Genomic DNA, 24,903 nt, shown 5'->3' with positions numbered 1-24,903 from the left:
CGACGTCACTCTCCAGTCTCGGGCGGACCCAGCTTCTCCCAGCCCTCGGTGATCACCCGACCGTACAGGACGTCGGGGTCCAGTCGACGCAGCTCCTCTGCGAGGCATTCGCGAAGTGTGCGTCGGGGAAGGTGCAGGTCGTGGTTCGGCTGGCCCGGCTGCGTGAGCACGGCGACGCCCGGCGTCGGGCGCTCGAGGAGGATGTCTCCCGAATCACGCGTCAGGCGCACCGACTTGATGCCCTCAGCCCATTGGTCGGGGTCTTCGTACGACCACTGCACCGGCACATCGAGAGCCATCTGCAGCCACGCGGCCAGCAGCGCGGTGGACGGGGATGCCGATGCTCCGCGCACCTCGACCCCGGTGATCGGCTCGTACGGCGGCTGGTCGAGCACGGCCGCGAGCTGCTCGCGCCAGTGGGTCAGGCGCGTCCAGGCCAGGTCGGTGTCGCCGGGGGCATGAGTCTCACCGAGGAGCGCGAGCCGGTCGCGGACATCGTGCGCCGTCGCGGCGTCGGTGATGCGGCGCTGAGCGATCTTGCCGAGCGGGGACTGCGCCGGTGCGACGGGCGCGGACTCCGGCCACCAGGCGACCACGGGGGCGTCGGGCAGCAGGAGGCCCGTGATGAGGCTCTCCTCGTTGCTCGCGGCATCCCCGAAGGCGCGCAGGACGACGACCTCGCTGGCGCCGGCGTCGCCGCCGACGCGGATCTGCGCGTCGAGACGGGACTCGCCTTCACCTGTGGTGATCACGATCACACGCATCGGGTGCTCCCGCGAAGCGTCGTTGGCGGCATCGATCGCCGCCTCCGCCACTCCGTTGCGGGCAGCGATGACGAGGGTCAGCACGCGGCCGAGGGCGACAGCTCCGCCCTCCTCGCGCACCTTGACCAGCTGCTTCGCGACCTGGCTGACGGTCATGTCGGGAAGGTCGATGATCACGGGCGTCTCCAGACTCGTCCATCGCGGGCCAGCAGGTCGTCGGCGGATGCCGGTCCCCACGAGCCGGGCGCATACTGCTCCACCGGACCGCCCTGGGCGGCCCAGTACTTCTCGACCGGGTCGAGGATCTTCCAGGAGAGCTCGACCTCCTCGTGCCGCGGGAACAGCGGCGGATCGCCCAGCAGGACATCGAGGATCAGACGCTCGTACGCCTCAGGGCTCGCCTCCGTGAAGGCGTGGCCGTAGCCGAAGTCCATCGTCACGTCGCGGACGTTGGAGCCACTGCCAGGCACCTTCGAGCCGAAGCGGATCGTGACGCCCTCGTCCGGCTGCACGCGGATGACGAGCGCGTTCTGTCCGAGCTCGGACGCGTTGCCGCGGCCGAACAGGTGCTGAGGCGCGCGCTTGAAGACCACGGCGATCTCGGTCACACGACGGCCCAGACGCTTCCCCGTCCGCAGGTAGAAGGGCACATCCGCCCAGCGACGGGTGTCGATCTCGAGCTTGATCGCGGCGTACGTCTCCGTGGTCGACTCGGGGTTCATCCCCTCCTCTTCCAGGAAGCCGGTGACCTTCTCGCCACCCTGCCATCCGCCCGCGTACTGCCCGCGGGCGGTCGCGAGCGACAGGTCGTCGGGCACATGCACGGCCGCGAGGACCTTCTCCTTCTCGGCGCGCAGGTGCTCGGCCGAGAGACTGATCGGCTCCTCCATCGCTGTCAGCGCCAGCAGCTGCAGCAGGTGGTTCTGGATCACGTCTCGTGCGGCACCGATACCGTCGTAGTACCCGGCACGCCCGCCGACGCCGATGTCCTCGGCCATCGTGATCTGCACGTGGTCGACGTAGTTGCGGTTCCAGATCGGCTCGTACAGCTCGTTGGCGAAGCGCAGGGCCAGGATGTTCTGAACCGTCTCCTTGCCGAGGTAGTGGTCGATGCGGAAGATCGAGTCCGCGGGGAAGGCCACCTCGAGAGCGGCGTTCAGAGCCCGCGCGGACTCGAGATCGTGTCCGAAGGGCTTCTCGATCACGACACGACGCCAGCGCTCGTCATCGTCGCTGTTCTCGCCGACGAGACCGGATTCCTTGAGCTGCTTCGCGACCAGCGGGAAGTCCTTCGGCGGGATCGACAGGTAGAACGCGTGGTTGCCCATCGTCCCCCGTTCGACGTCGAGCTTCTCGATGGTGTCACGCAGCTTGCGGAAGGAGTCCGGGTTGTCGAACTCACCCGAGACGAAGCGGATGCCTTGCAGCAGCTGGGTCCACGTCTCTTCGCGGAACGGCGTGCGGGCGTGCTCCTTCACGGCGTCGTAGACGACCTGGGCGAAGTCCTGGTCCTCCCAGTCGCGTCGGGCGAATCCCACCAGGGCGAACCCGGGAGGGAGCAGACCGCGGTTCGCGAGGTCGTAGACCGCTGGCATCAGCTTCTTGCGTGAGAGATCTCCGGTGACGCCGAAGATCACGAGGGCGCTGGGGCCCGCGATCCTGTTGAGACGGCGGTCATCGGGGTCACGCAGCGGGTTGTGCCCGCGCGAGATGGGAACAGACATCGGTGGGGGATTCTCCTGCTGTTACTTCTGTGCGGCTTCGAAGAGGGCGAGCACGTCGTCCGAGGACTCGGTGATCGTCAGGGTGACGACGGGACGCCCGTGCTCGGCGAGCACGGCGGCATCACCGGCGGCCTGCGCCTGGATGAGCTGCCCGAAGGTGAAGGGCCGGTCGGGGATCTCGAGGTCGACCTCGGTGCGCTCCAGGATCTGCAGGAACACTCCCTGCGCGGGGCCGCCCTTGTGGTACTGGCCGGTCGAGTGCAGGAATCGGGGTCCCCACCCGAACGTGGTCGGCCGCCCGGAGTCTGCTGCGACGAGCTCACGCAGGCCCTGGAGCTGCGGAACCTCGAGACGGTTGACGTACGCCTGGATGGACACGTAGCCGTCGGCGGGGAGCTGGGCCCAGAGGGCGTCCAGCACGCCTTCGACCGTGCCAGAGGCGGCGAGGGCGGGGTCGGACACCCGGACCTCCACACCGTTCTCGACGAACGCCGGCGCCGTGGGCTCGGGGCGAGCGTCGAGCAGTCCGCGGGCGGCGACCTTCGCCGACTCGACGTCGGGCTGATCGAACGGGTTGATGTGCAGCAGGTGTCCGGCGATCGCGGTGGCGTACTCCCACACGATGAGCTGGGCGCCCAGCGTCCCGCTGACGAGGATCTCGCCCTCATGACGCTCGTGGAGGTGGAACTCGTTGGCGTCGTCTACCAGTCGCACGATCTGGAGGTCGGCCGGGACCGGATCGAGCTCGGGGGAGACGGGGAGCAGCACGACCGGGAGGATCCCCGTGCCCTCCTTGCCGGTGGACTCGGCGATGAGCTGCTCGATCCAGTCCGGCAGGCCCTTGATGTGCGTGCCATCGGTGATCAGACCGAGCTTGTCGCGTCGCGGGTTCGTGGCCGCGATCGCCGCCCCCAGTCGCAGAGCGGGGTTCTCGGCCGAGTCGACGGCGACCTCGAGCAGCGAAGCCTCGGCCTCGTTCAGAAGCTCGTCGATGTCGACGCCGGCGAGTCCCGACGGCACCAGCCCGAAGGCGGTGAGCGCCGAGTAGCGGCCGCCGACGTTCGGGTCCGCGTTGAAGACGCGGTATCCGGCCTCGCGGGCGGAGGCGTCGAGCGGTGAGCCGGGATCGGTGACGACCACGATGCGCTCGACGGGGTCGATCCCGAGATCGCGGAACGCGGCTTCGAACGTGCGGCGCTGGGAGTCGGTCTCGACGGTGGAGCCCGACTTCGACGACACGACCAGCACCGTGTCGGCGAGCCCTTCATCGAGGGCGGCGAGCACCTGGCCGGGAGCGGTCGAGTCGAGGATCGTCAGCGGCACGCCGGCCGTCTGCGCGATGACCTCGGGCGCGAGCGAGGAGCCTCCCATGCCGGCCAGCACGACCCGGGTGACGCCCTTGGCGTTGAGGTCGGCGCGGAGCGCGACGATCTCGGCGACGAGGGGACGCGAGACGGAGACGGCCTCCACCCATCCGAGTCGCACAGACGCTTCCGCCTCCGCCGCAGGACCCCAGAGCGTCGCGTCGCCACTGGTGATGCGGGAGGCGACGAGGTCGTGGACGAGGGCGGGAACCGTCTCGTCGATCGCGGCGCGCGCGGCGCCGGACGTGTGGATCGAGAAGGTCATCGCTGCGACTCCAGAGCCTCGGTGACCTGCGCGAGCAGATCGTGCCAGGAGTCGATGAACTTCGCGACCCCCTCGTCCTCGAGCACCTGTGTGATGTCGGTGAAGTCGATGCCGAGCTCGGCGATCCCCGCGAACACGGCGCGGGCGTCGTCGTAGCCGCCGGTGATGGTGTCACCGGTGACGACGCCGTGGTCGAAGGTGGCGTCGAGCGTCTTCTCCGGCATGGTGTTGACGACGCCCTGGGCGACGAGCTCGGTGACGTAGAGGGTGTCGGGAAGAGCCGGGTCCTTGACGCCGGTCGACGCCCACAGCGGGCGCTGCAGATTCGCCCCCGCGCCGAGCAGCGCCGTGGCGCGATCTCCGGCGAACGTCTTCTCGAACAGCTCGTACGCGAGGCGGGCGTTGGCGAGGCCTGCCTTGCTCTTGAGTGCTTCCGCCTCGGGAGTGCCGATCGCGGTGAGGCGCTTGTCGGTCTCGGTGTCGACGCGCGACACGAAGAACGAGGCGACCGAGTGGATGGTCGACAGGTCGATGCCCGCCGCCTTCGCGGTCTCGAGCCCTGTCAGGTATGCGTCGATGACCTCGGCGTAGCGCTCCAGGCTGAAGATCAGCGTCACGTTGACGCTGATGCCGGCGCCGATGGCCTCGGCGATGGCCGGAAGCCCCGCCTTGGTCGCGGGGATCTTGACGAGCAGGTTGGGGCGGTCGATCTTGGCCCACAGCTCCTTGGCCTGCGCGACGGTACCCGCGGTGTCATGCGCGAGGTCGGGGGAGACCTCGATCGAGACGCGGCCGTCGACGTGGTCGGAGGCCTCCCACACGGGGCGGAACACGTCGAGGGCTGCGGCGACGTCCTGCGTGGTGGCAGCGAAGACCGCTTCCTCCGCGGTGGCACCGGAGCCGGCGAGCTCAGTGACCTGCGCGTCGTACGACGTGTCGTTCTTGTCGGTGATCGCGTTGGCGAAGATCGTCGGGTTCGTGGTGACGCCGACGACATTCTTCGTGTCGATGAGGTTCTGCAGGTTGCCGGAGGAGATGCGGGTGCGGGAGAGGTCGTCGAGCCAGATGCTGACGCCTGCGGCGGCGAGCTGCGCGGTGGGGGTGCTCATGCGTTCTCCTTGGTGCTGTTGGCCGCGATGGTCTCGCGGGCGGCCGCGATGACGGCCTCGGTGGTGATGCCGAACTTCTCGAAGAGGGTCTTGTAGTCGGCGGAGGCGCCGAAGTGGTCGATGCCGACCGAGCGGCCGCGGTCGCCCACGATGCCGCGCCAGCTGAGCACGGAGCCCGCTTCGACCGACACGCGGGCGGTGACTGCTGCCGGGAGCACGCTCTCGCGGTACTCGGCGTCCTGCTCGTCGAACCACTCCAGCGACGGAGCGGAGACCACGCGCACGTTCACGCCCTCGGCGGCGAGAGCCTCACGGGCGTTGACCGCCAGCTGCACCTCGGACCCGGTGGCGACGATGATGACGTCCGGCGTGCCGTTCGGCGCCTCGGCGAGAACGTAGGCGCCCTTTGCGGCGTTGTCGGCGGAGGCGAAGGTGTCGCCTTCGGCAGCACCATCGCCGCGCTCGAACACCGGGATGTTCTGACGCGTCAGTGCGATGCCGGCGGGGCCTTCGTGACGACGGAGGATCTCCAACCAGGTCGCAGCGGTCTCGTTCGCGTCAGCCGGGCGCACGACCGTGAAGTTCGGGATCGCACGAAGCGTGGCGAGCTGCTCGATCGGCTGATGCGTCGGGCCATCCTCGCCGAGGGCGACGGAGTCGTGGGTCCAGACGAAGATGCTGGGCACGTTCATGAGGGCGGCCAGACGGACGGGCGGACGCATGTAGTCGCTGAAGATCAGGAACGTACCACCGAACGCCCGGGTCGGGCCGTGCAGGACGATGCCGTTGATGATCGCGCCCATAGCGTGCTCACGGATGCCGAAGTGCAGCACGCGACCGTAGGGGTTTCCTGACCACTCATGCGTCGACCACTCAGCGGGGATGAACGACGGGGCGCCCTTGATCGTGGTGAGGTTCGACTCGGCGAGGTCGGCGGAACCGCCCCACAGCTCCGGAAGCTCCGCAGCGAGGGCGTTGATGACCTGACCGGACGCGGCGCGGGTCGAGACCTCCTTGCCGGCCTCGAACACGGGGAGCGCGGCAGCGATGTCGGTGGGCAGTTCGCGTGCTTCGAGGCGGTCGAGAAGGGCCTTCTTCTCCGGGTTGGCGGCGGCCCACGCGTCGAACGACTCCTGCCAGGACGCACGCACCTCGGCCGCACGGGCGGCGAGCCCGCGAGTGCGCTCGATCACGTCGTCGGCGACCGCGAAGTGCTCCTCGGGGTCGAAGCCCAGGACCTTCTTGGTCGCGGCGAGCTCATCCGCACCGAGCGCGGAACCGTGGATCTTCCCGGAGTTCCGCTTGCCGGGCGACGGCCAGCCGATGATCGTCTTGAGGATGATCAGCGACGGCTTCGACGTCTCACCCTTCGCAGCCTCGATCGCCGCGTACAGCTCGGCGACGTCCTCGACGTACTCGCCGGACTTCTTCCAGTCGACGACCTGCACCTGCCAGCCGTAGGCCTCGTAGCGAGCGGCGACGTCCTCGGTGAAGGCGACGTTCGTGTCGTCCTCGATGGAGATCTGGTTGGAGTCGTAGATCGCGATCAGGTTGCCGAGCTGCTGGTGGCCCGCGAGCGACGAGGCCTCGCTGGTCACGCCCTCCTGCAGGTCGCCGTCGCCGGCGATCACGTACACGAAGTGGTCGAACGGGCTCGTGCCCGCAGCGGCCTCGGGATCGAACAGGCCGCGCTCGTAGCGTGCGGCGTAGGCGAAGCCCACGGCGGAGGCCAGGCCCTGCCCGAGAGGACCGGTCGTGATCTCGACGCCCTTGGTGTGGCCGTACTCCGGGTGGCCCGGCGTGAGGGAACCCCACGTACGGAGGGCCTTGAGGTCGTCGAGCTCGAGCCCGAAGCCGCCGAGGTAGAGCTCGACGTACTGGGTGAGCGACGAGTGGCCGGCCGACAGGATGAAGCGGTCGCGCCCCAGCCAGTCGACATCGGTCGGGTCGTGGCGCAGAACGCGCTGGTACAGGAGATACGCGGCGGGAGCGAGGCTCATCGCGGTGCCGGGGTGACCGTTGCCGACCTTCTCGACGGCATCGGCCGCCAGGATCCGTGCGGTGTCCACCGCGCGTCGATCGATCTCATCCCACTGCAATTCCGACACGTTCATGCCCTTTCCGACAGTTTCGAGGGCGCCCGTATTCCCTGGCAGGTCCGCGACTTCACGGTGAGGTGCACATCGCCGGGCGCGCGAGTGGTTTCAGCATAGCGGTGACGTGAGTCGCACTACGCGGGACCGGGAGCCGGAACACGTCATCCCGTGTCATACACTGGAGAGGTTGTCCGGTCACACGTGCGGAGGAGGCGATCGAGATCTCGACGATGTCTGATCAGACCGTGAGGAAGTCGTCCGTCGGTCGCACGGTGAAGGCCTATATCACCCTCACCAAGCCGCGTGTCCTCGAGCTCCTGCTCGTGTCCACCGTGCCGGTGATGTTCCTTGCGCAGGGAGGAATGCCGAACCTGTGGCTCGTGCTGGCCACCGTCATCGGCGGCTCGATGAGCGCCGGTTCGGCGGCGTCCTTCAACATGTACCTCGATCGCGACATCGACGCGCACATGCATCGCACCGAGAACCGTCCGCTCGTCACGGGCGAGGTCAGCCCGCGTGGCGCGCTGATCTTCTCCTGGACGCTGGCGGTCGCCTCCACGGGCTGGCTCCTGCTGACGACCAACTGGCTCACCGCTGCGCTGTCGGCGACGGCCATCTTCTTCTACGTCGTGATCTACACGATGATCCTCAAGCGCCGTACCGAGCAGAACATCATCTGGGGCGGTATCGCCGGCTGCTTCCCCGTGCTGATCGGGTGGTCGGCGGTCACCGGCTCGCTCGACTGGCCCGCCTTCATCCTGTTCCTCCTGGTCTTCCTGTGGACGCCGCCGCACTACTGGCCGCTGTCGATGAAGTACAAGGACGACTACGAAGACGTCGACGTCCCCATGCTGGGTGTCACGCGCAACGCCTCCCAGGTCGGCCTCCAGGTGATCCTCTACGCGTGGGCCACCGTCGCCTGCTCGCTCCTCCTGGTGCCGATCGCCGGCATGGGACTCGTGTACACGGTGTCAGCCGCCGTGTTCGGTGGATGGTTCATCTACGAATCGCACCGTCTCTACAACCGCGCCGTCCACGGGACCGAGCCGCGTCCGATGCGCGTGTTCCACGCGTCCATCACATACCTGACGCTGATCTTCGTCGCGGTCGCGGTCGACCCGCTGCTTCCTTTCTGACCTGACGCAGGGAGGCTGGTCTCCCAGAACGACGGAGCGGCGCCGAGGATGTCCTCGGCGCCGCTCCGTCGTTCTGTGCTCAGGGATCACCTGCGCACAGGCGCTCAGCGGGTGATCGACGGGGAGTCGTCTGAGTTCGCGTCCTTCGCCGGCGCGTCATCGAGCGCGGCCGCCGGCGCCGCAGCGGCGTCGGATCCCGCGTCGGCGTCCGCCGCAGTGTCCGTGACGGGCGAAGCGGTGTCCGTGACAGGAGCGTGCGTCTCGTCGGGGGCGGCGGTCCAGTCGATCGCCTCGACGACTGCAGGAGCGGGGGACGCGACGAGTGCGCGGGCGGCGACGAGTCCGAGCGTGAGCAGGATGCCGACGATCCCTGCGGCGAGCACTCCGGCACCCACGACGACGAGCGACTGTCCGACGTAGACCTCGACGCCGGTGGCGGTGCCATCCAGCAGCGTGGTCGTCATCGTGGCGATCTGACCGGAGATCAGCCAGGCGCCGACGGCCGTCGTGGCGAGGGAGACGACCAGGAGCAGCCAGAATCCGATGCTTCGAGTGAGTGACTTGTTCATGACACCCACCCTTGCGGATGCGCTGATGAGCCCGCGATGCGGGAGCTATGAGTCGACTGTGCGGAGATCAGTCCTCGACGGCGGCCGTGCGCTTCAGATGCAGCACGACGACCGTGTAGGTGGCTGCCGAGAGCGAGGCCAGCACCATGTGGATCCCGACGAGGAGCGGGGGGAGGCCCTCTCGTGCCTGCCACACGCCCACACCGACCTGGACGAGGATCGCGAGCACGAGGACGAGGAGCCAGCGGCGGGGCTCCAGACGCTGTACCCAGGCGGTCACCGTCAGGAAGACGACCAGCGCGGCGAGGATGTAGCCGGGCCAGGAGTGCACGTGCGCAAGCACCGTCGCGTCGAAGCCGTGGCGCAGGACGTCGGCGTCACCGGAATGCGGTCCCGACCCCGTCGTGAGGACGCCGAACACGATCGTGACGGCGAGTGCGAGGCCCGTCACGTGGGTCACGGCTGCGAACCAGGCGGGCACTGCGCGCTCTCGCGGGCCGGCGGGCGTCCGGAGCCGCACCAGGAACGCCGCGGTGATGCAGACGAGCAGCAGCGACGACGTGTAGTGGAAACCGACGATGAACGGGTTCAGCCCGGTCAGGACGGTGATGCCGCCGACGAGGGCCTGCGCGACGACGCCGATCAGCACGAGCCAGGCGAGCAGGACGAGGTCGCGCCTGGTGGGAGTCGAGCGCACGGAGCGGACTGCCGCAGCGATCACGGCGACCAGCAGCACCCCCAGGGCGATCGGCGAGGCGGGGAAGTGCAGAGGAGCGGCGATGGCGAACGCGGCGGCAGCCGCGACGATCCCGCCCAAGGCGAACCAGAGCGCGTTGACGAGGCCGCGCTTTCCGGTGAACAGGTGCAGCACCAGCAGCACGACGACGAGGGCGATGATCCCGACGACACCGGTCATCAGGCGGTTGCCGAACTCGATGATCCCGTGGATGCCCTGCACCTCGAGGATGGGAACGAGGGAGTCCGGGGTGCACAGCGGCCAGTCCGAGCATCCGAGGCCCGAACCGGTGAGGCGGACGGCTCCGCCGGTGCCGATGATGATGGTCTCGCTGAGGAACGACAACCACGCGAAGACCGTCAACGCACGCCCCCAGGACGCGGAACGAGGAGCGACCCCTCGCGTCGTCGAGGTGGTGGGGATCAACGTCTCGGGCATAAGTCCTCCGGACCGCGCGAGACGTGGCGGGCATGGCCCGTCCGCCAGGCGGAACCTGTAGAATCGGATTGTTGCGATGGGCGCTGACAGCGCTGAAGCATCGTCAACAGTTTAGGCGCGATGGAAGCGCCGGTGATGAGGGCCCACCAACGGCACCCGCTCCCGCAGACTCGACGGGGATCAGGTGTGTCGGGGCGGATGACACCGTTTGGGACCTGTGAGGAGAGTGTTGGATGTCGGATGTGCTGATCGACCGCCCGGAGCTTGACGGTCTGGGGGTGTACGAATTCGGCTGGCACGATGAGGATGCTGCGGGTGCCATCGCGAAACGCGGCATCTCCGAAGATGTCGTCCGGGGGATCTCGAGCCTCAAGAACGAACCCGAATGGATGCTGAAGACCCGGCTCAAGGGATACCAGCTCTTCGGGCGCAAGCCGATGCCGACGTGGGGTGCAGACCTCAGCGAGATCGACTTCGACAACATCAAGTACTTCGTCCGCTCCACCGAGAAGCAGGCGCAGACGTGGGAAGACCTCCCCGCCGAGATCCGCGAGACCTACGAGCGTCTCGGGATCCCCGAGGCCGAGCGTCAGCGCCTGGTCGCCGGAGTCGCCGCGCAGTACGAGTCCGAGGTCGTGTACCACCAGATCCGCGAGGACCTCGAGGCCCAGGGCGTCATCTTCATGGACACCGACACCGCTCTGCGCGAGCACCCCGAGTTCTTCGAGGAGTACTTCGGCACGGTCATCCCCGCCGGTGACAACAAGTTCGCCGCGCTGAACACCGCTGTCTGGTCGGGCGGATCGTTCGTCTACGTCCCCAAGGGCGTGCACGTCGAGATCCCGCTGCAGGCCTACTTCCGCATCAACACCGAGAACATGGGCCAGTTCGAGCGGACCCTGATCATCGCCGACGAGGACAGCTACGTCCACTACATCGAGGGCTGCACGGCCCCGATCTACAAGTCGGACTCCCTGCACTCGGCCGTCGTCGAGATCATCGTGAAGAAGAACGCCCGTGTGCGCTACACGACGATCCAGAACTGGTCGAACAACGTGTACAACCTCGTCACCAAGCGTGCCGTGGCTTACGAAGGCGCGACCATGGAGTGGGTCGACGGCAACATCGGCTCCAAGGTGACGATGAAGTACCCGTCGATCTACCTGATGGGCGAGCACGCGAAGGGCGAGACCCTGTCCGTCGCCTTCGCCGGACCCGGTCAGCACCAGGACGCTGGCGCGAAGATGATCCACATGGCGCCGTACACGCAGTCGTCGATCGTCTCGAAGTCGATCGCACGCGGAGGCGGCCGTGCCGGTTACCGCGGCGAGGTCCGTGTCGATGCCGCTGCGCACCACTCCGCGAACACCGTGCGCTGCGATGCCCTGCTCGTGGACACGAAGTCGCGCTCCGACACCTACCCGGCCATCGACATCCGCGTCGATGACGTGCAGCTGGGCCACGAGGCCACGGTCTCCAAGGTCAGCGAGGAGCAGCTCTTCTACCTGCAGTCCCGCGGTATGCCCGAGGACGAGGCCATGGCGATGATCGTGCGCGGTTTCATCGAGCCGATCGCCCGAGAACTGCCGATGGAGTACGCCATGGAACTGAACAAGCTCATCGAGATGGGCATGGAAGGATCGGTCGGCTAAATGGCGGCCTCGACGACAGCGCCCAGTGAGGCGCAGCACACGAACGCGCACATCGACCCTGCGGCTCAGGTCGCGGCGGCGGGCTTCGTCCCGGTGCAGACCCGCTCCGAGCGGCCGCACTCGTTCGAACCGTCCGACTTCGGAGCACCGACCGGACGCGAGGTCAACTGGAAGCACACGCCGGTGGCGAAGCTCGCCGGACTCTTCTCCGATGAGCCGGGCGAGGAGAACGCCGTGACCTACGGTCTCGACGCTGTCGAGGCGTTCCTGGAGCCCTCCTCGGATGAGGAAGGGCCCTACGGGGAGTTCTTCCGTCCTGAAGATCTCTCCAGCGCCCTCGCCTGGAAGCATGGCCCGCGTGGACTGCACATCCAGCTCCCGGCTGAGGCAGAGCTCGACGAGCCGGTCGTGGTCCCGATCACGGGCACGGGCGCCGATAAGCGTGCGTTCGGTCAGATCCTCATCGAGGCGAAGCCGCACTCGCGCGGCACCGTCGTGCTCGACCACTCCGGTTCCGCGCAGTACGCGCAGAACGTCGAGATCATCGTGCGCGACGGCGCGAGCCTGACCGTCATCAGCCTGCAGCGCTGGGACGATGACGCGGTGCACGCCGCGGCTCACCAGGCCACCGTCGGTGCCGATGCCACGCTGAAGCACTTCGTCATCAGCTTCGGCGGCGGTGTCGTGCGCGTGAACCCGAGCGTCGAGCTCACGGGCGCCGGATCCGAGGGATACCTCTACGGGCTGTCCTATGCCGACGGCGGTCAGCACCTCGAGAGCCAGGTCTACCTGCACCACAAGGGTGCGCACACCAAGGGCGACGTGCTCTACAAGGGCGCGCTGCAGGGCGAGGACGCACACAGCGTCTGGATCGGCGACGTGCTGATCGGTGCCGACGCAACAGGCACCGACTCCTACGAGGCGAACCGCAACCTGGTGCTGACCGAGGGTGCTCGTGCCGACTCGATCCCGAACCTCGAGATCGAGACCGGCGACATCCTGGGAGCCGGGCACGCGAGTGCGACCGGTCGTTTCGACGACGAGCAGCTCTTCTACCTTCAGGCCCGCGGCATCACCGAGGAGGAGGCCCGTCGTCTGGTCGTGCTCGGATTCCTCACCGATATCGTGCAGCGCCTCGGCATCCCCACCCTCGAGACCGAGTTGCTGGCGGCCATCGAGGCGGAGCTCGCCGAGGTGAGCGCATGACCGCCGAACGCGTCTGCGGAGTCTCCGACCTCGAACAGGACACACCGCTGCGCGTGGACCCGAGCGGCGTGCCCATCACGGTGATCAAGGACGGCGAAGGAGTGATCCACGCCATCGGCGACACCTGCACGCACGGCGACATCTCGCTGTCCGAGGGCTTCGTTGAGGGCGACACGGTGGAGTGCTGGGCACACGGCTCCGCGTTCTCCCTCCTCACCGGCAAGCCCCAGAATCTCCCCGCGTATGAGCCGGTCCCGGTTTACGTCGTCCAGATCGACGGCGACGACGTGCTCATCGATCCGACTGTGATTAAGGAAGTCTGAAGAATGTCTGTTCTCGAGATCCGCGACCTGCATGTGACGGTCGAGACCGAGGCGGGGACCACCCCGATCCTCAACGGAATCAACCTCACCATGAACACGGGGGAGACCCACGCGATCATGGGCCCCAACGGCTCCGGCAAGTCCACGCTGGCGTACACGATCGCCGGTCACCCGAAGTACACGGTGACGTCCGGTTCGATCACGTTCGACGGTCAGGACGTGCTGGAGATGAGCGTCGACGAGCGGGCCCGTGCCGGCCTGTTCCTCGCGATGCAGTACCCGGTGGAGATCCCCGGCGTGACGGTGACGAACTTCCTCCGCACGGCCAAGACCGCCCTCGACGGCGAAGCGCCGGCGATCCGCGGCTGGACCAAGGACGTCAAGGAGGCCATGTCGAACCTGCGCATGGACCCGAAGTTCGCGCAGCGCAACGTCAACGAGGGTTTCTCCGGTGGCGAGAAGAAGCGCCACGAGATCCTCCAGCTCGAGGTGCTGAAGCCGAAGTTCGCCGTGCTCGACGAGACCGACTCCGGCCTCGACGTCGACGCGCTCAAGATCGTCTCCGAGGGCGTCAACCGCGCGAAGGAGTCCACCGGACTCGGCGTGCTGCTGATCACGCACTACACCCGCATCCTCCGCTACATCCGCCCCGACTTCGTCCACGTGGTGGTCGCGGGAAAGATCGTCGAAGAGGGCGGCCCCGAGCTCGCAGACCGGCTGGAGAACGAGGGATACGACCGTTTCCTCGACCCCGCAGCCCCCATCGAGGCGTAGGCTGATCGCATGACAGCGACCCTCACGGACGAGAAGTACGACGCGGTCACCGAGGCTCTCAAAGACGTCATGGACCCCGAGCTCGGGATCAACGTCGTCGACCTCGGCCTCATCTACGACCTCGCCTGGGATGACGAGAACGACGCTCTCGTCATCCACATGACGCTGACCAGCGCCGGCTGCCCGCTCACCGACGTCCTCGAGGATCAGACCGCTCAGGCTCTGGACAGCGTCGTCGATCGCTTCCGGATCAACTGGGTCTGGATGCCCCCGTGGGGTCCGGAGCGGATCACGGACGACGGGCGCGACATGATGCGCGCTCTCGGATTCGCGATCTGACCGCACAGAACGTCAAGCAGGACGAAGCGGGCGCGACTACGCGCCCGCTTCGCTGACTCCGCACCGGTGCGGGGCGAGACTCGGGAGAACGAATGCTTCAGGTGAAAGCCCTGCCCTTGGCCGAGCTTCGCGAGCGGACGAGCGAGAAGTGGCGGGAGTATCCGGCCGACGTGCTTCCCCTGTTCGTCGCCGAGACCGACTTCCCTCTCGCGCCTGCCATCACGGCGGCCCTGCAGCGTGCGGTCGAGATCGGCGACACCGGCTATATGGCGTCGAGGACCCCTCTTGCGCAGGCCTTCTCGGACTTCGCATCCCGCCGTTACGGGTGGGAGCCCGACCCCGCGCGAATCCGCAGCACGGCGGATGTGAGCATGGGGATCGTCGAGATCCTGCGCCGTGTCACGCAGCCGGGGGAGCGCGTGGTCGTGACGCCGCCGGTCTATCCGCCCTTCTACGACCTGGTCGCCGAAGCCGGTGCGGAGGTGGAGCGGGTTCCCTTCCGCGACACCGGGACCCGGTGGGAGCTGGATCTGGACGGGATCCGCGCCGCCTTCGAAGACGGAGCGACGGCCATCCTGCTCTGCAACCCCCACAACCCCACCGGTACGGTGCACGGACGCGACAGCCTCACTGCTCTCGCGGAGCTCGCCGACGAGTTCGGTGTCGCCGTGGTGTCGGACGAGATCCACGCGCCGCTCGCCCAGCCGGGTTCGGGGTTCACACCTTTCCTCGCGGTGAGTGATGTCGCGCAGCGGGTGGGGTACGCGCTCGTGAGCGCGAGCAAGGCCTTCAACCTCGCCGGGCTCAAATGCGCCCTCATGGTCACGGCCGACGACGAGACGAGCGCCGTGGTGCGCGGACTCCCGGTCGAGGTCGAATGGCGCACCGGGCAGTTCGGTCTGCTCGCCGCCGTCGCTGCGTTCTCGGAGGAGAGCGACGAGTGGCTCGACGGGCTGCTGCGCACTCTGGACGAGAACCGCCTGCTGCTCGGGGATCTGCTCGCCGCGCACCTCCCCGGAGCGCGGTACCGCATTCCCGATGCCGGCTACCTGGCGTGGATCGACCTCACCGCGTTGGAGTGGGGCGACAACCCGGCCAGACGGATCCTGAAGGACGCGAAGGTCGCCCTGCACTTCGGGCCCGCCTTCGGCGCGGAGGGCGCAGGCCACGTGCGGTTGAACTTCGGCACCAGTCCGGAGATCCTCACCGAGGCCATCGAGCGCATCGCGTCGCTCGTCGGCCGATGACCGCCCCGTCCGAGGCCGCGACGATCTGGGATCGTCACCGCATCTGGGTGACCCTCGGCGCGGTCGCACTGATCTTCCTCGCGGCGATCGAGGCTCTCGCCGTCACGACCGTCATGCCCATCGTGAGCGCGGCCCTGAATGGAGAGGCGCTCTACGCCGTCGCCTTCGCGGGGACGCTGGCCACGAGCGTGATCGGCATGGTCGCGACCGGAGCATGGTCGGACGCCCGGGGTCCCCGCGGCGCGCTGTACGTCGCCGTGTCGCTCTTCATCGTCGGCCTGCTGATCTCGGGCTTCGCCGTCACGATGCACCAGTTCCTGATCGGGCGACTGGTGCAGGGGCTGGGGACGGGTGGACAGACGGTCGCGCTCTATGTCGTGGTGGCGCGGCTGTACCCGCCTCACCTGCACGGGCGCATCTTCGCCGCCTTCGCCGCGGCTTGGGTCGTCCCGTCGATGGTCGGTCCGTTCCTCGCGGGAGCCGTCGCCGAGTATCTCGACTGGCGCTGGGCCTTCCTCGGCGTGGCCGTGCTCACCGCTTCGGCTTTCCTCATGATCGCGGTGCGGCTCCGTGGGGTCGACCTGGGGCAGGGGGAACCGCAGGATCGGAGGGCGCTCGTCGTCCGGCTGCTGCTCGCAGTGGTGGTGGCGGTACTCGCGGTCGTCATCGGCTTCTCGGCCGAGATGGAGCCGTCGATCGGGTGGCCCGTCGCGATCGGAGCCGTGCTGGCGATCGGGTTCGCGGTGCTGCCGCTGTTGCCACGGGGTACGCTTCGAGCCGGACCCGGGTTGCCCAGCGTCGTGCTGATGCGCGGCATCGTCGCCGGTGCGTTCTTCGCCACGGAGGCCTACATCCCGTATCTGCTCATGAGGAAGTTCGACTTCAGTGCGACCTGGGCGGGCATCGCCCTGATGCTGGCGGCACTGGCGTGGGCAACCGCCTCAGCCCTGCAGGGGCGGTTCGGAGAGCGTCTGGGCAACCGCCGCATCACGGCGATCAGCCTGGGCTCGCTGCTGATCGCGATGCTGTGCGTGCTCTTCGCTACGGTCTTCGATGTCTCGCCCGCTCTGGTGGTCGTCGGCTGGGCATTCGCCGGCGGCGGGATGGGCCTGCTCTACCCGCGCCTGACCGTGTTGACGCTCGCGTACTCGAACGAGACCAATCAGGGGTTCAACTCGTCCGCGTTGTCGATCTCGGACGCCTCAGGATCGGCTGTCGCGATCGCGCTGGCGGGTCTCGGTGTGGCGACGCTCGGCGGCGGGGCCGGGGCGTTCAGCGCCGTCTTCGGGTTCTGCATCGCCCTCGTGGCGCTGGCTGTGGTGCCCGGTCTCAGGCTCGGGCACGCGGCCGAGTCTCCGGCGACCTGAGCGCTCCCGCGAGGGCGGCGACCCCGAGGTCGAAGACGCGGTCGAGTCCGGCGGTGACATCCGCATCCTCCGCGGCCGGGAGCGCGCCGTGGCTGTCGGCGTGCATGCGCTGCTGCACGAGCGTGGCGTGGCCCAGCACGAAGTGGAGGATGGCGATTCCTCGATCCTCGGCATCCGAGGCTCCCTGTGCACGCAGGGTGTCGACCAGAGCCTTCTGCGCAGTGGAGGAACCGAGCTGGAGTGCGTAGGTGCTGAGGACCAGCTCGGCTCCGTCACGATAGGCGAAGAGGGCATCGCGGATGCCGCGCGCTGTGACGATGATGTCCGTTCCACCGTGCGGTATCGACGCGGTGATCCGGTCGGCGAGCTCGGCGAGCAGCTCCTGCTTGTTCGCGAAGTGCCAGTAGAGGGCGCTCGGCTGCAGGTCGAGGCCCGCGGCGATACGTCGCATGGAGAGGTCGGCGAGTCCTACCTCATCGAGCAGGGCGAGTGCGCTCCGTGCCACGCTGTCGCGGTCGTGTCGGGCCGGATTGGGCTCTGGGCTCATGCTCCGATTATAGTGAACGACGTTCAGGTGAACAGTGTTCAGGTGCGACGCGGAGGAAGCAGCGGTGGAGAGTTCCTCATCGATCGGACCCGCTCCGATCACCCTCGACCGGGTGTCGGTCGAGATCGACGGGCGCATGGTGCTGCACGACGTCAGCGTCGGGTTGACCGCACGGACGACGGCGGTGATCGGAGCCAACGGCTCAGGCAAGTCGACCTTCGCGCGCCTCCTCAACGGCCTCATCGCGCCGCGAGACGGAACCGTCTCGGTACACGGACTCGACACCGTCCGAGACCGCGCCGCCGTGCGCAAGCTCGTCGGTTTCGTCTTCACCAACCCCGATGCGCAGATCCTGATGCCGACTCCGGCCGAAGACCTCGCGCTCTCGCTCCGAGGGCGTCCGAAGTCCGAGGTGTCCGAACTCGTGAGGGAGACGCTCGAGACGCACGGTCTGGCGGAGCACGCGGACGTTCCGGCGGCCGCCCTGTCCGGCGGGCAGAAGCAGCTGCTCGCCCTGGCTTCCGTGCTGATCGCCGATCCACATGTGATCGTCGCCGACGAGCCGACGACCCTGCTCGATCTGCGCAATTCCCGTCGCATCGCCGATCTGCTGCTCGGGATCCAGGCTCAGATCGTCATCGTCACACACGACCTCGAACTGGCCTCTCGCTGCGACAGCGCGTTGCTCTTCGACGAGGGACGCATCGTGACCTCCGGCGTGCCCTCGCGTGTGATCGCTGCGTATCGGGAGGCGTGCGCGTGATCGCGCTGTATCACCCGGGGACGGGGATCGTGCATCGGGCGCCGGCCGCGCTCAAGCTGGGGATGCTGGCGATCGGAGCCCTCGTCCTGTCGCTGTATCCGCACGATCCGGTGAGCATCGCGGTCGTGCTCTTCGTGGTGGTGGGGCTCTACCGCGTGAGTGGACTCCCGTTCCGCGTGCTCGCCGCCGAGGCGTGGCGCCTGCGCTGGATCGTGCTCGTGCTCGCAGCTGCGCTCCTGATCTTCGTGTCGCCCGAGGCGGCATGGATCAGCACAGGACGTGTGGTCGCGGTGCTGCTCCTCGCCGGTCTGCTCACTCTGACCACGAGGATGTCGGCGCTGCTCGATGTCCTGCAGCAGCTGCTGCGACCGTTGCGTCGGCTCGGAGTCGATCCCGAGGCGGTGGCCCTGACGATCTCCCTGACCCTCACGACCGTCCCGGTGATCGCGGGGTTCGCCGTGCGCGTGCGGGAGGCGGAGCAGGCTCGTGGTGCACGGCTGGGTATCCGCACGGTGGTGCCGTTGCTCGTGCTCGCTCTGAAGCATGCGGATGATGTCGGAGACGCCCTGGCGGCCAGAGGCATCGGCTGACTCACACGAGGGCCGGCGCGACGGGGACCGTCGACGGTCGCTGCCTTGCGGTCCGTGGCGTCGGGAGCGAAGCCAGCCGCAGAGAACCAGCGATCAGCGCGAGTGCGATCAGGGCGGTTGCGACGGACGTGCCGAGGACCAGCAGCAGGACGATCCCGACCAGGGCGCTGAGAGCGCTGGCGACGATGCGACCGGGCGAAGACGCGGCGGCGGGTGCGGCCTGCGATTCGAACCGCGTGAACGCGATGGCGACGACGGCCGTGAGAGCGAGCGCGGTCGCGAGCCACAGCGGGCGTCCCGACCACCACGCCGCGCTGTCCAGGGCCGGAAGCGCGGCGCCGGTCAAGAGTGCGAACGCGGCCGTCGAGCCCGCCATGAGCAGCAGCACGGGCATGTGCCAGAGGTAGATCGTCATGGTCCGCACCGTCACGAAGGCGGTGAACGCGGCCACGTGCGGCTGTCGGCTGAATCGCTCGAGACGCTCGCGGTGCAGGGAGAGCAGGCTCGTGTGCGCGACCCCCACGAGGAGGAGGGCAGCCGTCGGCGGATTGATGTTCGCGATGAGGTCGGCGGAGTAGACGCCGACGGCGAACGTCATGATGAGCGCGAGGACGGCCGCGAGGCCCGCAACGATGCGGATCCGTCGGCTGAGGCGCTCGATGTGTCCATCGGCGAGGAAGAAGCCGAGCTGTTGGAGGGCCATCCACACGAAGGCGAGATTCAGGAAGCCCAGGCCCTCGACGCCGGAGACTCCGCGGAGGACGTCGATCGCGATCGCAGCAGCGGCAAGGGCGCCGATCGTCCACAGCGGCGCACGGCGGTGAGCGGCGGCGAAGAGGGGGAGAAGCGCCTGGCAGAGGAGGAAGACCCCGAGGAACCAGAGCGGCTGGCCATAACGGAACCCGGCCGTCGCGATGAGGTCGGCGGGAACGCCGAAGATCGTGAGCAGAGCGAGCGCGAGCCCGACGACCGCGATCGTCAGGATCGCGGGGCGCAACAGTCGGTGAACGCGGCCGGCGACGAATCCGACCGCCGTGCCGCCGCGCTGCCGCATGCGCTGATGCGCGAGGAATCCGGAGAATCCACCGATCACGAAGAACAGCGGCATCACCTGCAGGAGCCAGCTCAGCGGAGCGATCCACGCGGTGCCGTCGCTGGCGTTCTCGAAGATCGGACCGGAATCGCCGACCGTGACGCCCACCATGATCGCGTGCAGCAACACGACCCCGAGCACGCAGAGAGCCCGCAGGAAGTCGATGCCCGTATCGCGGGATGTGCGCAGCCCGGCGGCGACGGGCGGTGTCTGGACGATGGCCATGAGTCCTCCTCGGAAGCGATGTTCCAGGAGACTATGGACGTGGTGCGGGCGGAGACATCACCCTCGGGTCCCGTCGTACCCCCTACGACGGGATGAGTCGCGGCGATGCGTCGTCAGGACGAAGGCTCGACGAGCCCGGTGTCGTACGCCAGGATCACGGCGTGCACGCGGTCACGGAGGTTCAGCTTGGCGAGCACCTTGCCCACATGTGTCTTGACGGTCTGCTCGGCGATGAACAGCTCGGCGGCGATCTCGGTGTTGGAGCGGCCTCGACCGATGAGCACGAGGACTTCCCGTTCGCGGTCGGTGAGGTCGGCGAGCGCCGTCGCTGCGCGTGGAGTCCGGGGTCGGCGTCCGGCGAACTGCTCGATCATGCGTCGTGTCACGCTGGGAGCGAGGAGAGCATCACCGCCGGCGACGACGCGCACGGCGTGCACGAGCTCCTCCGGCAGCGCATCCTTCAGTAGGAAACCGCTGGCACCGGCCTCGAGCGCGTCGTACACGTAGTCATCGATGTCGAACGTCGTGAGCATGATGATCCGGGGGACATGCGCCGCGGGGTACGAAGGCCCGAGGATGCGACGAGTGGCTTCGATGCCGTCCAGTTCCGGCATCCGCACGTCCATGAGGATCACGTCGGGGTCGAGGCGCGCCGCGAGCGTGACCGCCTCCGCACCGTCGGCCGCTTGGCCGGCCACCCTGATGCCATCGTGGGCGTCGAGGAGCGCCCCGAAGCCGGCACGGACCATGGCCTGGTCATCGGCGATGAGCACGTTGATCGTCACGAGCGTTCCTTGTTGTGAGGGGCGGAGTTGTGAGGGGCGGTGTTGTGAGGGGCGGTGTCGCGAAGGGCGGTGTCGCGAGGGGTGGCATCGAGAGGAGTGGCAGATGAAGGGAGGTCGGCCGGTGAGGGATCATTCGGGCTGACCGGGAGGACGGCCTCGACCTCCCAGCCCCCGTCGCTCGAGGGGCCGGCGGAGAGGCTCCCACCGAGGAGTTCCGCGCGTTCCCGCATGCCGCGCAGACCGTATCCGCCCACGTGACCGTCCGGAAGGCGGGGCGGGGCGGTGTTGTGCACCACGATCCGGATCGATCGGGACTCGGCGCGCACGCGCACGGCGATCTGTGCCCCAGGGGCGTGACGGACGGCGTTGCTCAGAGCCTCTTGGACGATGCGGAAGGCGGCGATCTGGACGGCGGGCGTCGCCGCCGTAGCGGCGTCCCCACCCTCCAGGACGAGTCCGACCTCGACGCCGGCGCGGCGGATGCTGTCGACCAGGGAGGGGATATCGTCGATGCCCTGCTGCGGAGCGAGCTCGGCACTCTGATCCTCGGTGCGCAGCACGCCGAGCATGCGCCGCATCTCGGCGAGCGAACTCCGTGCGGTCGCGGCGATGTCCTCGAACTCCGCGACGGCCACGTCATCCAGGTCGGGGATGCGGTACTTCGCGGTGGAGGCCTGCACCTGGATCACCGACATGCTGTGTGCCACGACGTCGTGCAGCTCGCGAGCGATCCTCGTGCGCTCTTCCACGAGTGCGCGTCTGGCCTCCTCGAGCGCGCTGTGCTCCCTCTCCCGTGAAAGCTCGGCCGCCACCCTGACGCGTCCGGCGATCAGCGAAGCGATCAGGAACATGGCCGAGGCGAGGGAGGTCGTCACGATGAGGTCGGCCGTGGCGCTGGCTGACGATTCCGGCACGGCCACCATGTCGGGGCGGAGCATCGGCGAGAGGAGCGAGGCGATGGCCCCGAGGATGAGAGCGAACGCGCCGAGCCGTGCACCGTGGAGGAATGTGACGACTCCGACGAACAGGATGAATGTCAGCAGCGCAGGGACCGACCAGGGCCATGGGGACGCGATCGCGAGCTCGGGAACGACGGTGAGTGGGAGAGCGAGCGCCCCGGCCGTGAAGAGGCCGACGGCCCAGCGAGGATGAGAGATCGCCAGCAGCGGGGAGACGCACAGAGCCGCTCCGAGGATGAACGACAACGGGACGGGTGTGCCGTACAGGACGCTCTGCAGCGAGACGAGCACCGTGAACAGCGCCACCACTGCCGTGCACAGTGCCACGAAGGCGGCGGTGCGACGGCTGATGCGTGTTCGGCGAGGTGAACGCTCGCGGCGGCGTGCCATGGCTCTCATCCTGCCAGTTGCGGCGCCGCGGCACGGCGGCGGCGAGCGGCGGCGATCCGATCGATCACCAGACCGATGAGCAGCGCGACGACGATGCCGAGCCCCGCGCTGAGCAGAGGCTGGTCCTTGATCCAGGCGCCCGCGAGCAGACCGATGACGAGGCTGAACACGCTCCAACTGATTCCGGCGATCAGGCTCAACGGGAGGAACCGGCGCCACGGGAAATCGAGAGCCCCGGCCGACATGTTGACCGCCACCCTTCCGACGGGGATGTATCTGGCACCGAGGATCAGCGTGGCGCTGCGGCGGTCGAGTGCGCGTTGGGCATGCGCGAACGCTGCGGCGACGCGCGGTCGGCGCATCCACGCGAAGCGGGTGGTGCCCAGCCCTCGTCCGATCAGGAACGCGACGTTGTCACCGATCGCCGCCCCGATGGCAGCCACTGCCCCGAGAAGAAGGAGATTCCCCTCTCCCGTCGAGGCGGCCACGGCGGCTGCGGCCACGAGCACGGTCTCGCTGGGCACCGGGGGGAAGAAGCCGTCGACGATGGTGACGGCGAACAGCACCAGGTACAGCCAGGGTGAGGCGATCGCCTGCATGATCAGGTCGTTGAGGATGTCCACTCCGGCACGGTATTCGGGGAGTGGGAGGGGCGGCATCCCACCGGAGTATCGGCGTGCTCACTCTCCAGGTTGATCTTGCTGACCGCGACTCTCGGCGACGCGGCTTATACTGGGAGGCTGGCCGATCGGCCGAACACCCTCCCCGAAAGAACGGACGTCCGCTGTGCTTGCCGTGCACGACCTCGAGATCCGCGTTGGCGCGCGCCTGCTGATGGAGAACGTCTCGTTCCGCGTCGCCGACGGAGACAAGATCGGACTCGTCGGCCGCAACGGGGCCGGGAAGACCACGCTCACCAAGGTGCTCGCCGGCGATGTGCTGCCGTCCGGCGGAAGCGTGACCCGCTCCGGCGAACTGGGCTACCTTCCGCAGGACCCGCGTTCGGGCAACCCCGAAGACCTCGCGCGCACGCGCATCCTCGACGCCCGTGGGCTCGGTCAGCTCAACCTCGGGATGACGGAGGCGGCCCTCGCGATGGGGTCGGACGACCCCGCAGTGGCCGACAAGGCCATGAAGCGCTACGCCCGCCTCACCGAGCAATTCGAGGCCCAGGGCGGCTATGCGGCGGAGGCGGAGGCGGCGTCGATCGCCAACAACCTCTCGCTCCCCGACCGCATCCTCGACCAGCCGCTGTCGACCCTCTCCGGTGGACAGCGTCGCCGCATCGAGCTCGCGCGCATCCTCTTCTCCGACGCGCAGACGATGATCCTCGACGAGCCGACCAACCACCTCGATGCCGACAGCGTGGTGTGGCTGCGCGAGTTCCTCAAGGGGTACAAGGGCGGGCTGATCGTGATCAGCCACGATGTCGAGCTCGTCGGCGAGACGGTCAACCGCGTGTTCTACCTCGACGCGAACCGTCAGGTCATCGACACGTACAACATGAACTGGAAGAACTACCTGCGTCAGCGGGTGGCCGATGAGGAGCGCCGCAAGAAGGAGCGCGCGAACGCCGAGAAGAAGGCCACGACCCTGCAGCTGCAGGCGGCCCGCTTCGGTGCGAAGGCCTCGAAGGCCGCTGCGGCGCATCAGATGATCGCGCGTGCGGAGAAGCTGCTGGCGGGGCTCGATGAGGTGCGTCAGGAAGACCGGGTCGCGAAGCTGCGCTTCCCGAAGCCGGCACCCTGCGGCAAGACCCCGATGATGGCGTCCGGCCTCTCGAAGTCGTACGGGTCGCTCGAGATCTTCACCGATGTCGACCTGGCGATCGATCGCGGCTCCAAGGTCGTCGTCCTCGGGCTCAACGGTGCGGGCAAGACCACGTTGCTGAGGATGCTCGCCGGCGTCGATCAGCCCGACACCGGGCAGCTCGAGCCGGGACACGGCCTCAAGGTCGGCTACTACGCCCAGGAGCACGAGAACCTCGACGTGAACCGCTCGGTGCTCGAGAACATGGTCTCGGCCGCTCCGCACATCACCGAGACCGAGGCGCGCAAGGTGCTCGGGTCGTTCCTGTTCACAGGCGACGATGTGCTCAAGCCTGCAGGAGTCTTGTCCGGTGGGGAGAAGACGCGTCTGTCGCTCGCGACGCTCGTCGTGTCGTCGGCGAACCTGCTGCTGCTCGATGAGCCGACCAACAACCTCGATCCGGCCTCTCGTGAAGAGATCCTCGGTGCGCTCGCACACTACGAAGGTGCGGTCGTGCTCGTGTCCCACGATCCGGGGGCGGTGCAGTCGCTCAACCCCGAGCGTGTGCTGATCCTGCCCGACGGCGTCGAGGACATCTGGAGCCAGGAGTACCAGGACCTCATCGAGCTCGCCTGACGTCGGAGTCGCCTCCCGACCGAAGCGGGTGCTGCCCGAGCGCGCGCTCCGATTCTC

23 protein-coding genes are annotated in these 24,903 nt (G+C 68.1%); 11 read left to right on the top strand and 12 right to left on the bottom strand.

From position 1 onward, the window contains the following. Positions 1-5: 5 nt before the first annotated feature. Genes HDC31_RS10190 through tkt form a run of 5 tightly spaced genes read right to left on the bottom strand, consistent with a single transcriptional unit; the run spans position 6 to position 7,334 of the window. Positions 6-941 (bottom strand): glucose-6-phosphate dehydrogenase assembly protein OpcA, encoded by a 936-nt coding sequence (locus tag HDC31_RS10190; protein WP_179516048.1) that lies wholly within the window; start codon positions 939-941, stop codon positions 6-8. After that, complete coding sequence (zwf, locus tag HDC31_RS10185) at positions 938-2,488, bottom strand: glucose-6-phosphate dehydrogenase (RefSeq protein WP_046749152.1); 1,551 nt, start codon at positions 2,486-2,488, stop codon at positions 938-940. The genes HDC31_RS10190 and zwf overlap by 4 nt, the downstream gene beginning before the upstream one ends. A gap of 21 nt (positions 2,489-2,509) precedes the next feature. Continuing rightward, positions 2,510-4,117, bottom strand: a complete 1,608-nt coding sequence (locus HDC31_RS10180) for a glucose-6-phosphate isomerase (RefSeq protein WP_046749151.1) — start codon at positions 4,115-4,117, stop codon at positions 2,510-2,512. After that, positions 4,114-5,226 (bottom strand): transaldolase, encoded by a 1,113-nt coding sequence (tal, locus tag HDC31_RS10175; RefSeq protein WP_113681601.1) that lies wholly within the window; start codon positions 5,224-5,226, stop codon positions 4,114-4,116. The genes HDC31_RS10180 and tal overlap by 4 nt, the downstream gene beginning before the upstream one ends. Further along, entirely contained in the window at positions 5,223-7,334 is a 2,112-nt protein-coding gene (tkt, locus tag HDC31_RS10170; RefSeq protein ID WP_113681604.1) for a transketolase, read from the bottom strand. Before tkt ends, tal begins: the two co-directional genes overlap by 4 nt. A 218-nt stretch (positions 7,335-7,552) precedes the next feature. On the opposite strand from tkt, the gene HDC31_RS10165 reads away from it, so the two are divergent. Further along, on the top strand, positions 7,553-8,458 hold the full coding sequence (locus tag HDC31_RS10165; RefSeq protein WP_046749149.1) for a heme o synthase: 906 nt from the start codon (positions 7,553-7,555) through the stop codon (positions 8,456-8,458). A 104-nt stretch (positions 8,459-8,562) separates the two neighbouring features. Here HDC31_RS10165 and HDC31_RS10160 read toward each other — a convergent pair whose 3' ends face one another. Together HDC31_RS10160 and HDC31_RS10155 are read right to left on the bottom strand one after the other, a co-directional pair. Further along, a complete protein-coding gene (locus tag HDC31_RS10160) occupies positions 8,563-9,027 on the bottom strand; it encodes a hypothetical protein (protein ID WP_046749148.1) in 465 nt (154 codons plus the stop codon). Between the two features lie 67 nt (positions 9,028-9,094). Beyond that, positions 9,095-10,201: a heme A synthase gene (locus tag HDC31_RS10155; protein ID WP_052748805.1), complete on the bottom strand. Its 1,107-nt coding sequence runs from the start codon at positions 10,199-10,201 to the stop codon at positions 9,095-9,097. Between the two features lie 233 nt (positions 10,202-10,434). Here HDC31_RS10155 and sufB point away from each other — a divergent pair, with 233 nt between their 5' ends. The 7 genes from sufB (at position 10,435) to HDC31_RS10120 (ending at position 17,109) form a co-directional block, all read left to right on the top strand. Continuing rightward, complete coding sequence (sufB, locus tag HDC31_RS10150) at positions 10,435-11,853, top strand: Fe-S cluster assembly protein SufB (protein WP_021200759.1); 1,419 nt, start codon at positions 10,435-10,437, stop codon at positions 11,851-11,853. Beyond that, the gene (gene sufD / locus HDC31_RS10145) at positions 11,854-13,059 is read left to right on the top strand and encodes a Fe-S cluster assembly protein SufD (RefSeq protein ID WP_113681600.1); all 1,206 of its coding nucleotides are present in this window, start codon (positions 11,854-11,856) and stop codon (positions 13,057-13,059) included. After that, on the top strand, positions 13,056-13,382 hold the full coding sequence (locus HDC31_RS10140) for a non-heme iron oxygenase ferredoxin subunit (RefSeq protein WP_046749146.1): 327 nt from the start codon (positions 13,056-13,058) through the stop codon (positions 13,380-13,382). Before sufD ends, HDC31_RS10140 begins: the two co-directional genes overlap by 4 nt. Before the next feature lie 3 nt (positions 13,383-13,385). Next, entirely contained in the window at positions 13,386-14,156 is a 771-nt protein-coding gene (gene sufC, locus HDC31_RS10135) for a Fe-S cluster assembly ATPase SufC (protein ID WP_046749145.1), read from the top strand. Positions 14,157-14,165: 9 nt separating this feature from the next. Then, positions 14,166-14,495 (top strand): metal-sulfur cluster assembly factor, encoded by a 330-nt coding sequence (locus HDC31_RS10130; protein WP_021200756.1) that lies wholly within the window; start codon positions 14,166-14,168, stop codon positions 14,493-14,495. Positions 14,496-14,587: 92 nt separating this feature from the next. Then, on the top strand, positions 14,588-15,742 hold the full coding sequence (locus tag HDC31_RS10125) for a MalY/PatB family protein (protein ID WP_113681599.1): 1,155 nt from the start codon (positions 14,588-14,590) through the stop codon (positions 15,740-15,742). Further along, a complete protein-coding gene (locus HDC31_RS10120) occupies positions 15,739-17,109 on the top strand; it encodes an MFS transporter (protein ID WP_179516047.1) in 1,371 nt (456 codons plus the stop codon). The genes HDC31_RS10125 and HDC31_RS10120 overlap by 4 nt, the downstream gene beginning before the upstream one ends. On the opposite strand, the gene HDC31_RS10115 is transcribed toward HDC31_RS10120, so the two are convergent. Then, a complete protein-coding gene (locus HDC31_RS10115) occupies positions 17,072-17,656 on the bottom strand; it encodes a TetR family transcriptional regulator (RefSeq protein ID WP_046749404.1) in 585 nt (194 codons plus the stop codon). The two genes, HDC31_RS10120 and HDC31_RS10115, sit on opposite strands and share 38 nt — an antisense overlap. Positions 17,657-17,720: 64 nt before the next feature. Between HDC31_RS10115 and HDC31_RS10110 the strand changes: the two genes are divergently transcribed. Both HDC31_RS10110 and HDC31_RS10105 read left to right on the top strand, forming a co-directional pair. After that, positions 17,721-18,419: an energy-coupling factor ABC transporter ATP-binding protein gene (locus tag HDC31_RS10110; protein ID WP_258546499.1), complete on the top strand. Its 699-nt coding sequence runs from the start codon at positions 17,721-17,723 to the stop codon at positions 18,417-18,419. Continuing rightward, a complete protein-coding gene (locus tag HDC31_RS10105) occupies positions 18,416-19,009 on the top strand; it encodes an energy-coupling factor transporter transmembrane component T (RefSeq protein ID WP_113681602.1) in 594 nt (197 codons plus the stop codon). Before HDC31_RS10110 ends, HDC31_RS10105 begins: the two co-directional genes overlap by 4 nt. Position 19,010: 1 nt before the next feature. On the opposite strand, the gene HDC31_RS10100 is transcribed toward HDC31_RS10105, so the two are convergent. The 4 genes from HDC31_RS10100 to HDC31_RS10085 all read right to left on the bottom strand — a co-directional run bounded on the left by HDC31_RS10100 (position 19,011) and on the right by HDC31_RS10085 (position 23,084). Further along, positions 19,011-20,327 (bottom strand): acyltransferase, encoded by a 1,317-nt coding sequence (locus HDC31_RS10100; protein WP_113681598.1) that lies wholly within the window; start codon positions 20,325-20,327, stop codon positions 19,011-19,013. Positions 20,328-20,440: 113 nt separating this feature from the next. Continuing rightward, positions 20,441-21,112 carry a response regulator transcription factor gene (locus HDC31_RS10095; protein ID WP_046749141.1) on the bottom strand — a complete coding sequence of 224 codons (672 nt, stop codon included), beginning with the start codon at positions 21,110-21,112 and terminating at the stop codon, positions 20,441-20,443. Continuing rightward, positions 21,109-22,461, bottom strand: coding sequence for a sensor histidine kinase (locus tag HDC31_RS10090; protein ID WP_113681597.1), 1,353 nt, complete (start codon positions 22,459-22,461; stop codon positions 21,109-21,111). The genes HDC31_RS10095 and HDC31_RS10090 overlap by 4 nt, the downstream gene beginning before the upstream one ends. 5 nt (positions 22,462-22,466) lie before the next feature. Continuing rightward, complete coding sequence (locus tag HDC31_RS10085; protein WP_113681596.1) at positions 22,467-23,084, bottom strand: DedA family protein; 618 nt, start codon at positions 23,082-23,084, stop codon at positions 22,467-22,469. 163 nt (positions 23,085-23,247) lie between these two features. Here HDC31_RS10085 and abc-f point away from each other — a divergent pair, with 163 nt between their 5' ends. Further along, the gene (gene abc-f / locus HDC31_RS10080) at positions 23,248-24,846 is read left to right on the top strand and encodes a ribosomal protection-like ABC-F family protein (RefSeq protein WP_017202270.1); all 1,599 of its coding nucleotides are present in this window, start codon (positions 23,248-23,250) and stop codon (positions 24,844-24,846) included. The last annotated feature ends 57 nt before the right edge of the window (positions 24,847-24,903 follow it).

The sequence above is a fragment of the Microbacterium sp. JAI119 genome, from assembly GCF_013410135.1.
Classification (GTDB): domain Bacteria; phylum Actinomycetota; class Actinomycetes; order Actinomycetales; family Microbacteriaceae; genus Microbacterium; species Microbacterium oxydans.
Note: the sequence above shows the minus strand (reverse complement) of the source record. Positions and strands in the feature narration are given on the sequence as shown.

Excerpts from the sequence above, each read along its gene's own strand:
- zwf (WP_046749152.1), bottom strand. The coding sequence starts at position 2,488 with ATGTCTGTTCCCATCTCGCGCGGGCACAACCCGCTGCGTGACCCCGAT.
- HDC31_RS10180 (WP_046749151.1), bottom strand. The coding sequence starts at position 4,117 with ATGACCTTCTCGATCCACACGTCCGGCGCCGCGCGCGCCGCGATCGAC.
- tal (WP_113681601.1), bottom strand. The coding sequence starts at position 5,226 with ATGAGCACCCCCACCGCGCAGCTCGCCGCCGCAGGCGTCAGCATCTGG.
- HDC31_RS10165 (WP_046749149.1), top strand. The coding sequence starts at position 7,553 with ATGTCTGATCAGACCGTGAGGAAGTCGTCCGTCGGTCGCACGGTGAAG.
- HDC31_RS10160 (WP_046749148.1), bottom strand. The coding sequence starts at position 9,027 with ATGAACAAGTCACTCACTCGAAGCATCGGATTCTGGCTGCTCCTGGTC.
- HDC31_RS10155 (WP_052748805.1), bottom strand. The coding sequence starts at position 10,201 with ATGCCCGAGACGTTGATCCCCACCACCTCGACGACGCGAGGGGTCGCT.
- sufB (WP_021200759.1), top strand. The coding sequence starts at position 10,435 with ATGTCGGATGTGCTGATCGACCGCCCGGAGCTTGACGGTCTGGGGGTG.
- sufD (WP_113681600.1), top strand. The coding sequence starts at position 11,854 with ATGGCGGCCTCGACGACAGCGCCCAGTGAGGCGCAGCACACGAACGCG.
- HDC31_RS10140 (WP_046749146.1), top strand. The coding sequence starts at position 13,056 with ATGACCGCCGAACGCGTCTGCGGAGTCTCCGACCTCGAACAGGACACA.
- sufC (WP_046749145.1), top strand. The coding sequence starts at position 13,386 with ATGTCTGTTCTCGAGATCCGCGACCTGCATGTGACGGTCGAGACCGAG.
- HDC31_RS10130 (WP_021200756.1), top strand. The coding sequence starts at position 14,166 with ATGACAGCGACCCTCACGGACGAGAAGTACGACGCGGTCACCGAGGCT.
- HDC31_RS10125 (WP_113681599.1), top strand. The coding sequence starts at position 14,588 with ATGCTTCAGGTGAAAGCCCTGCCCTTGGCCGAGCTTCGCGAGCGGACG.
- HDC31_RS10120 (WP_179516047.1), top strand. The coding sequence starts at position 15,739 with ATGACCGCCCCGTCCGAGGCCGCGACGATCTGGGATCGTCACCGCATC.
- HDC31_RS10115 (WP_046749404.1), bottom strand. The coding sequence starts at position 17,656 with ATGAGCCCAGAGCCCAATCCGGCCCGACACGACCGCGACAGCGTGGCA.
- HDC31_RS10100 (WP_113681598.1), bottom strand. The coding sequence starts at position 20,327 with ATGGCCATCGTCCAGACACCGCCCGTCGCCGCCGGGCTGCGCACATCC.
- HDC31_RS10090 (WP_113681597.1), bottom strand. The coding sequence starts at position 22,461 with ATGGCACGCCGCCGCGAGCGTTCACCTCGCCGAACACGCATCAGCCGT.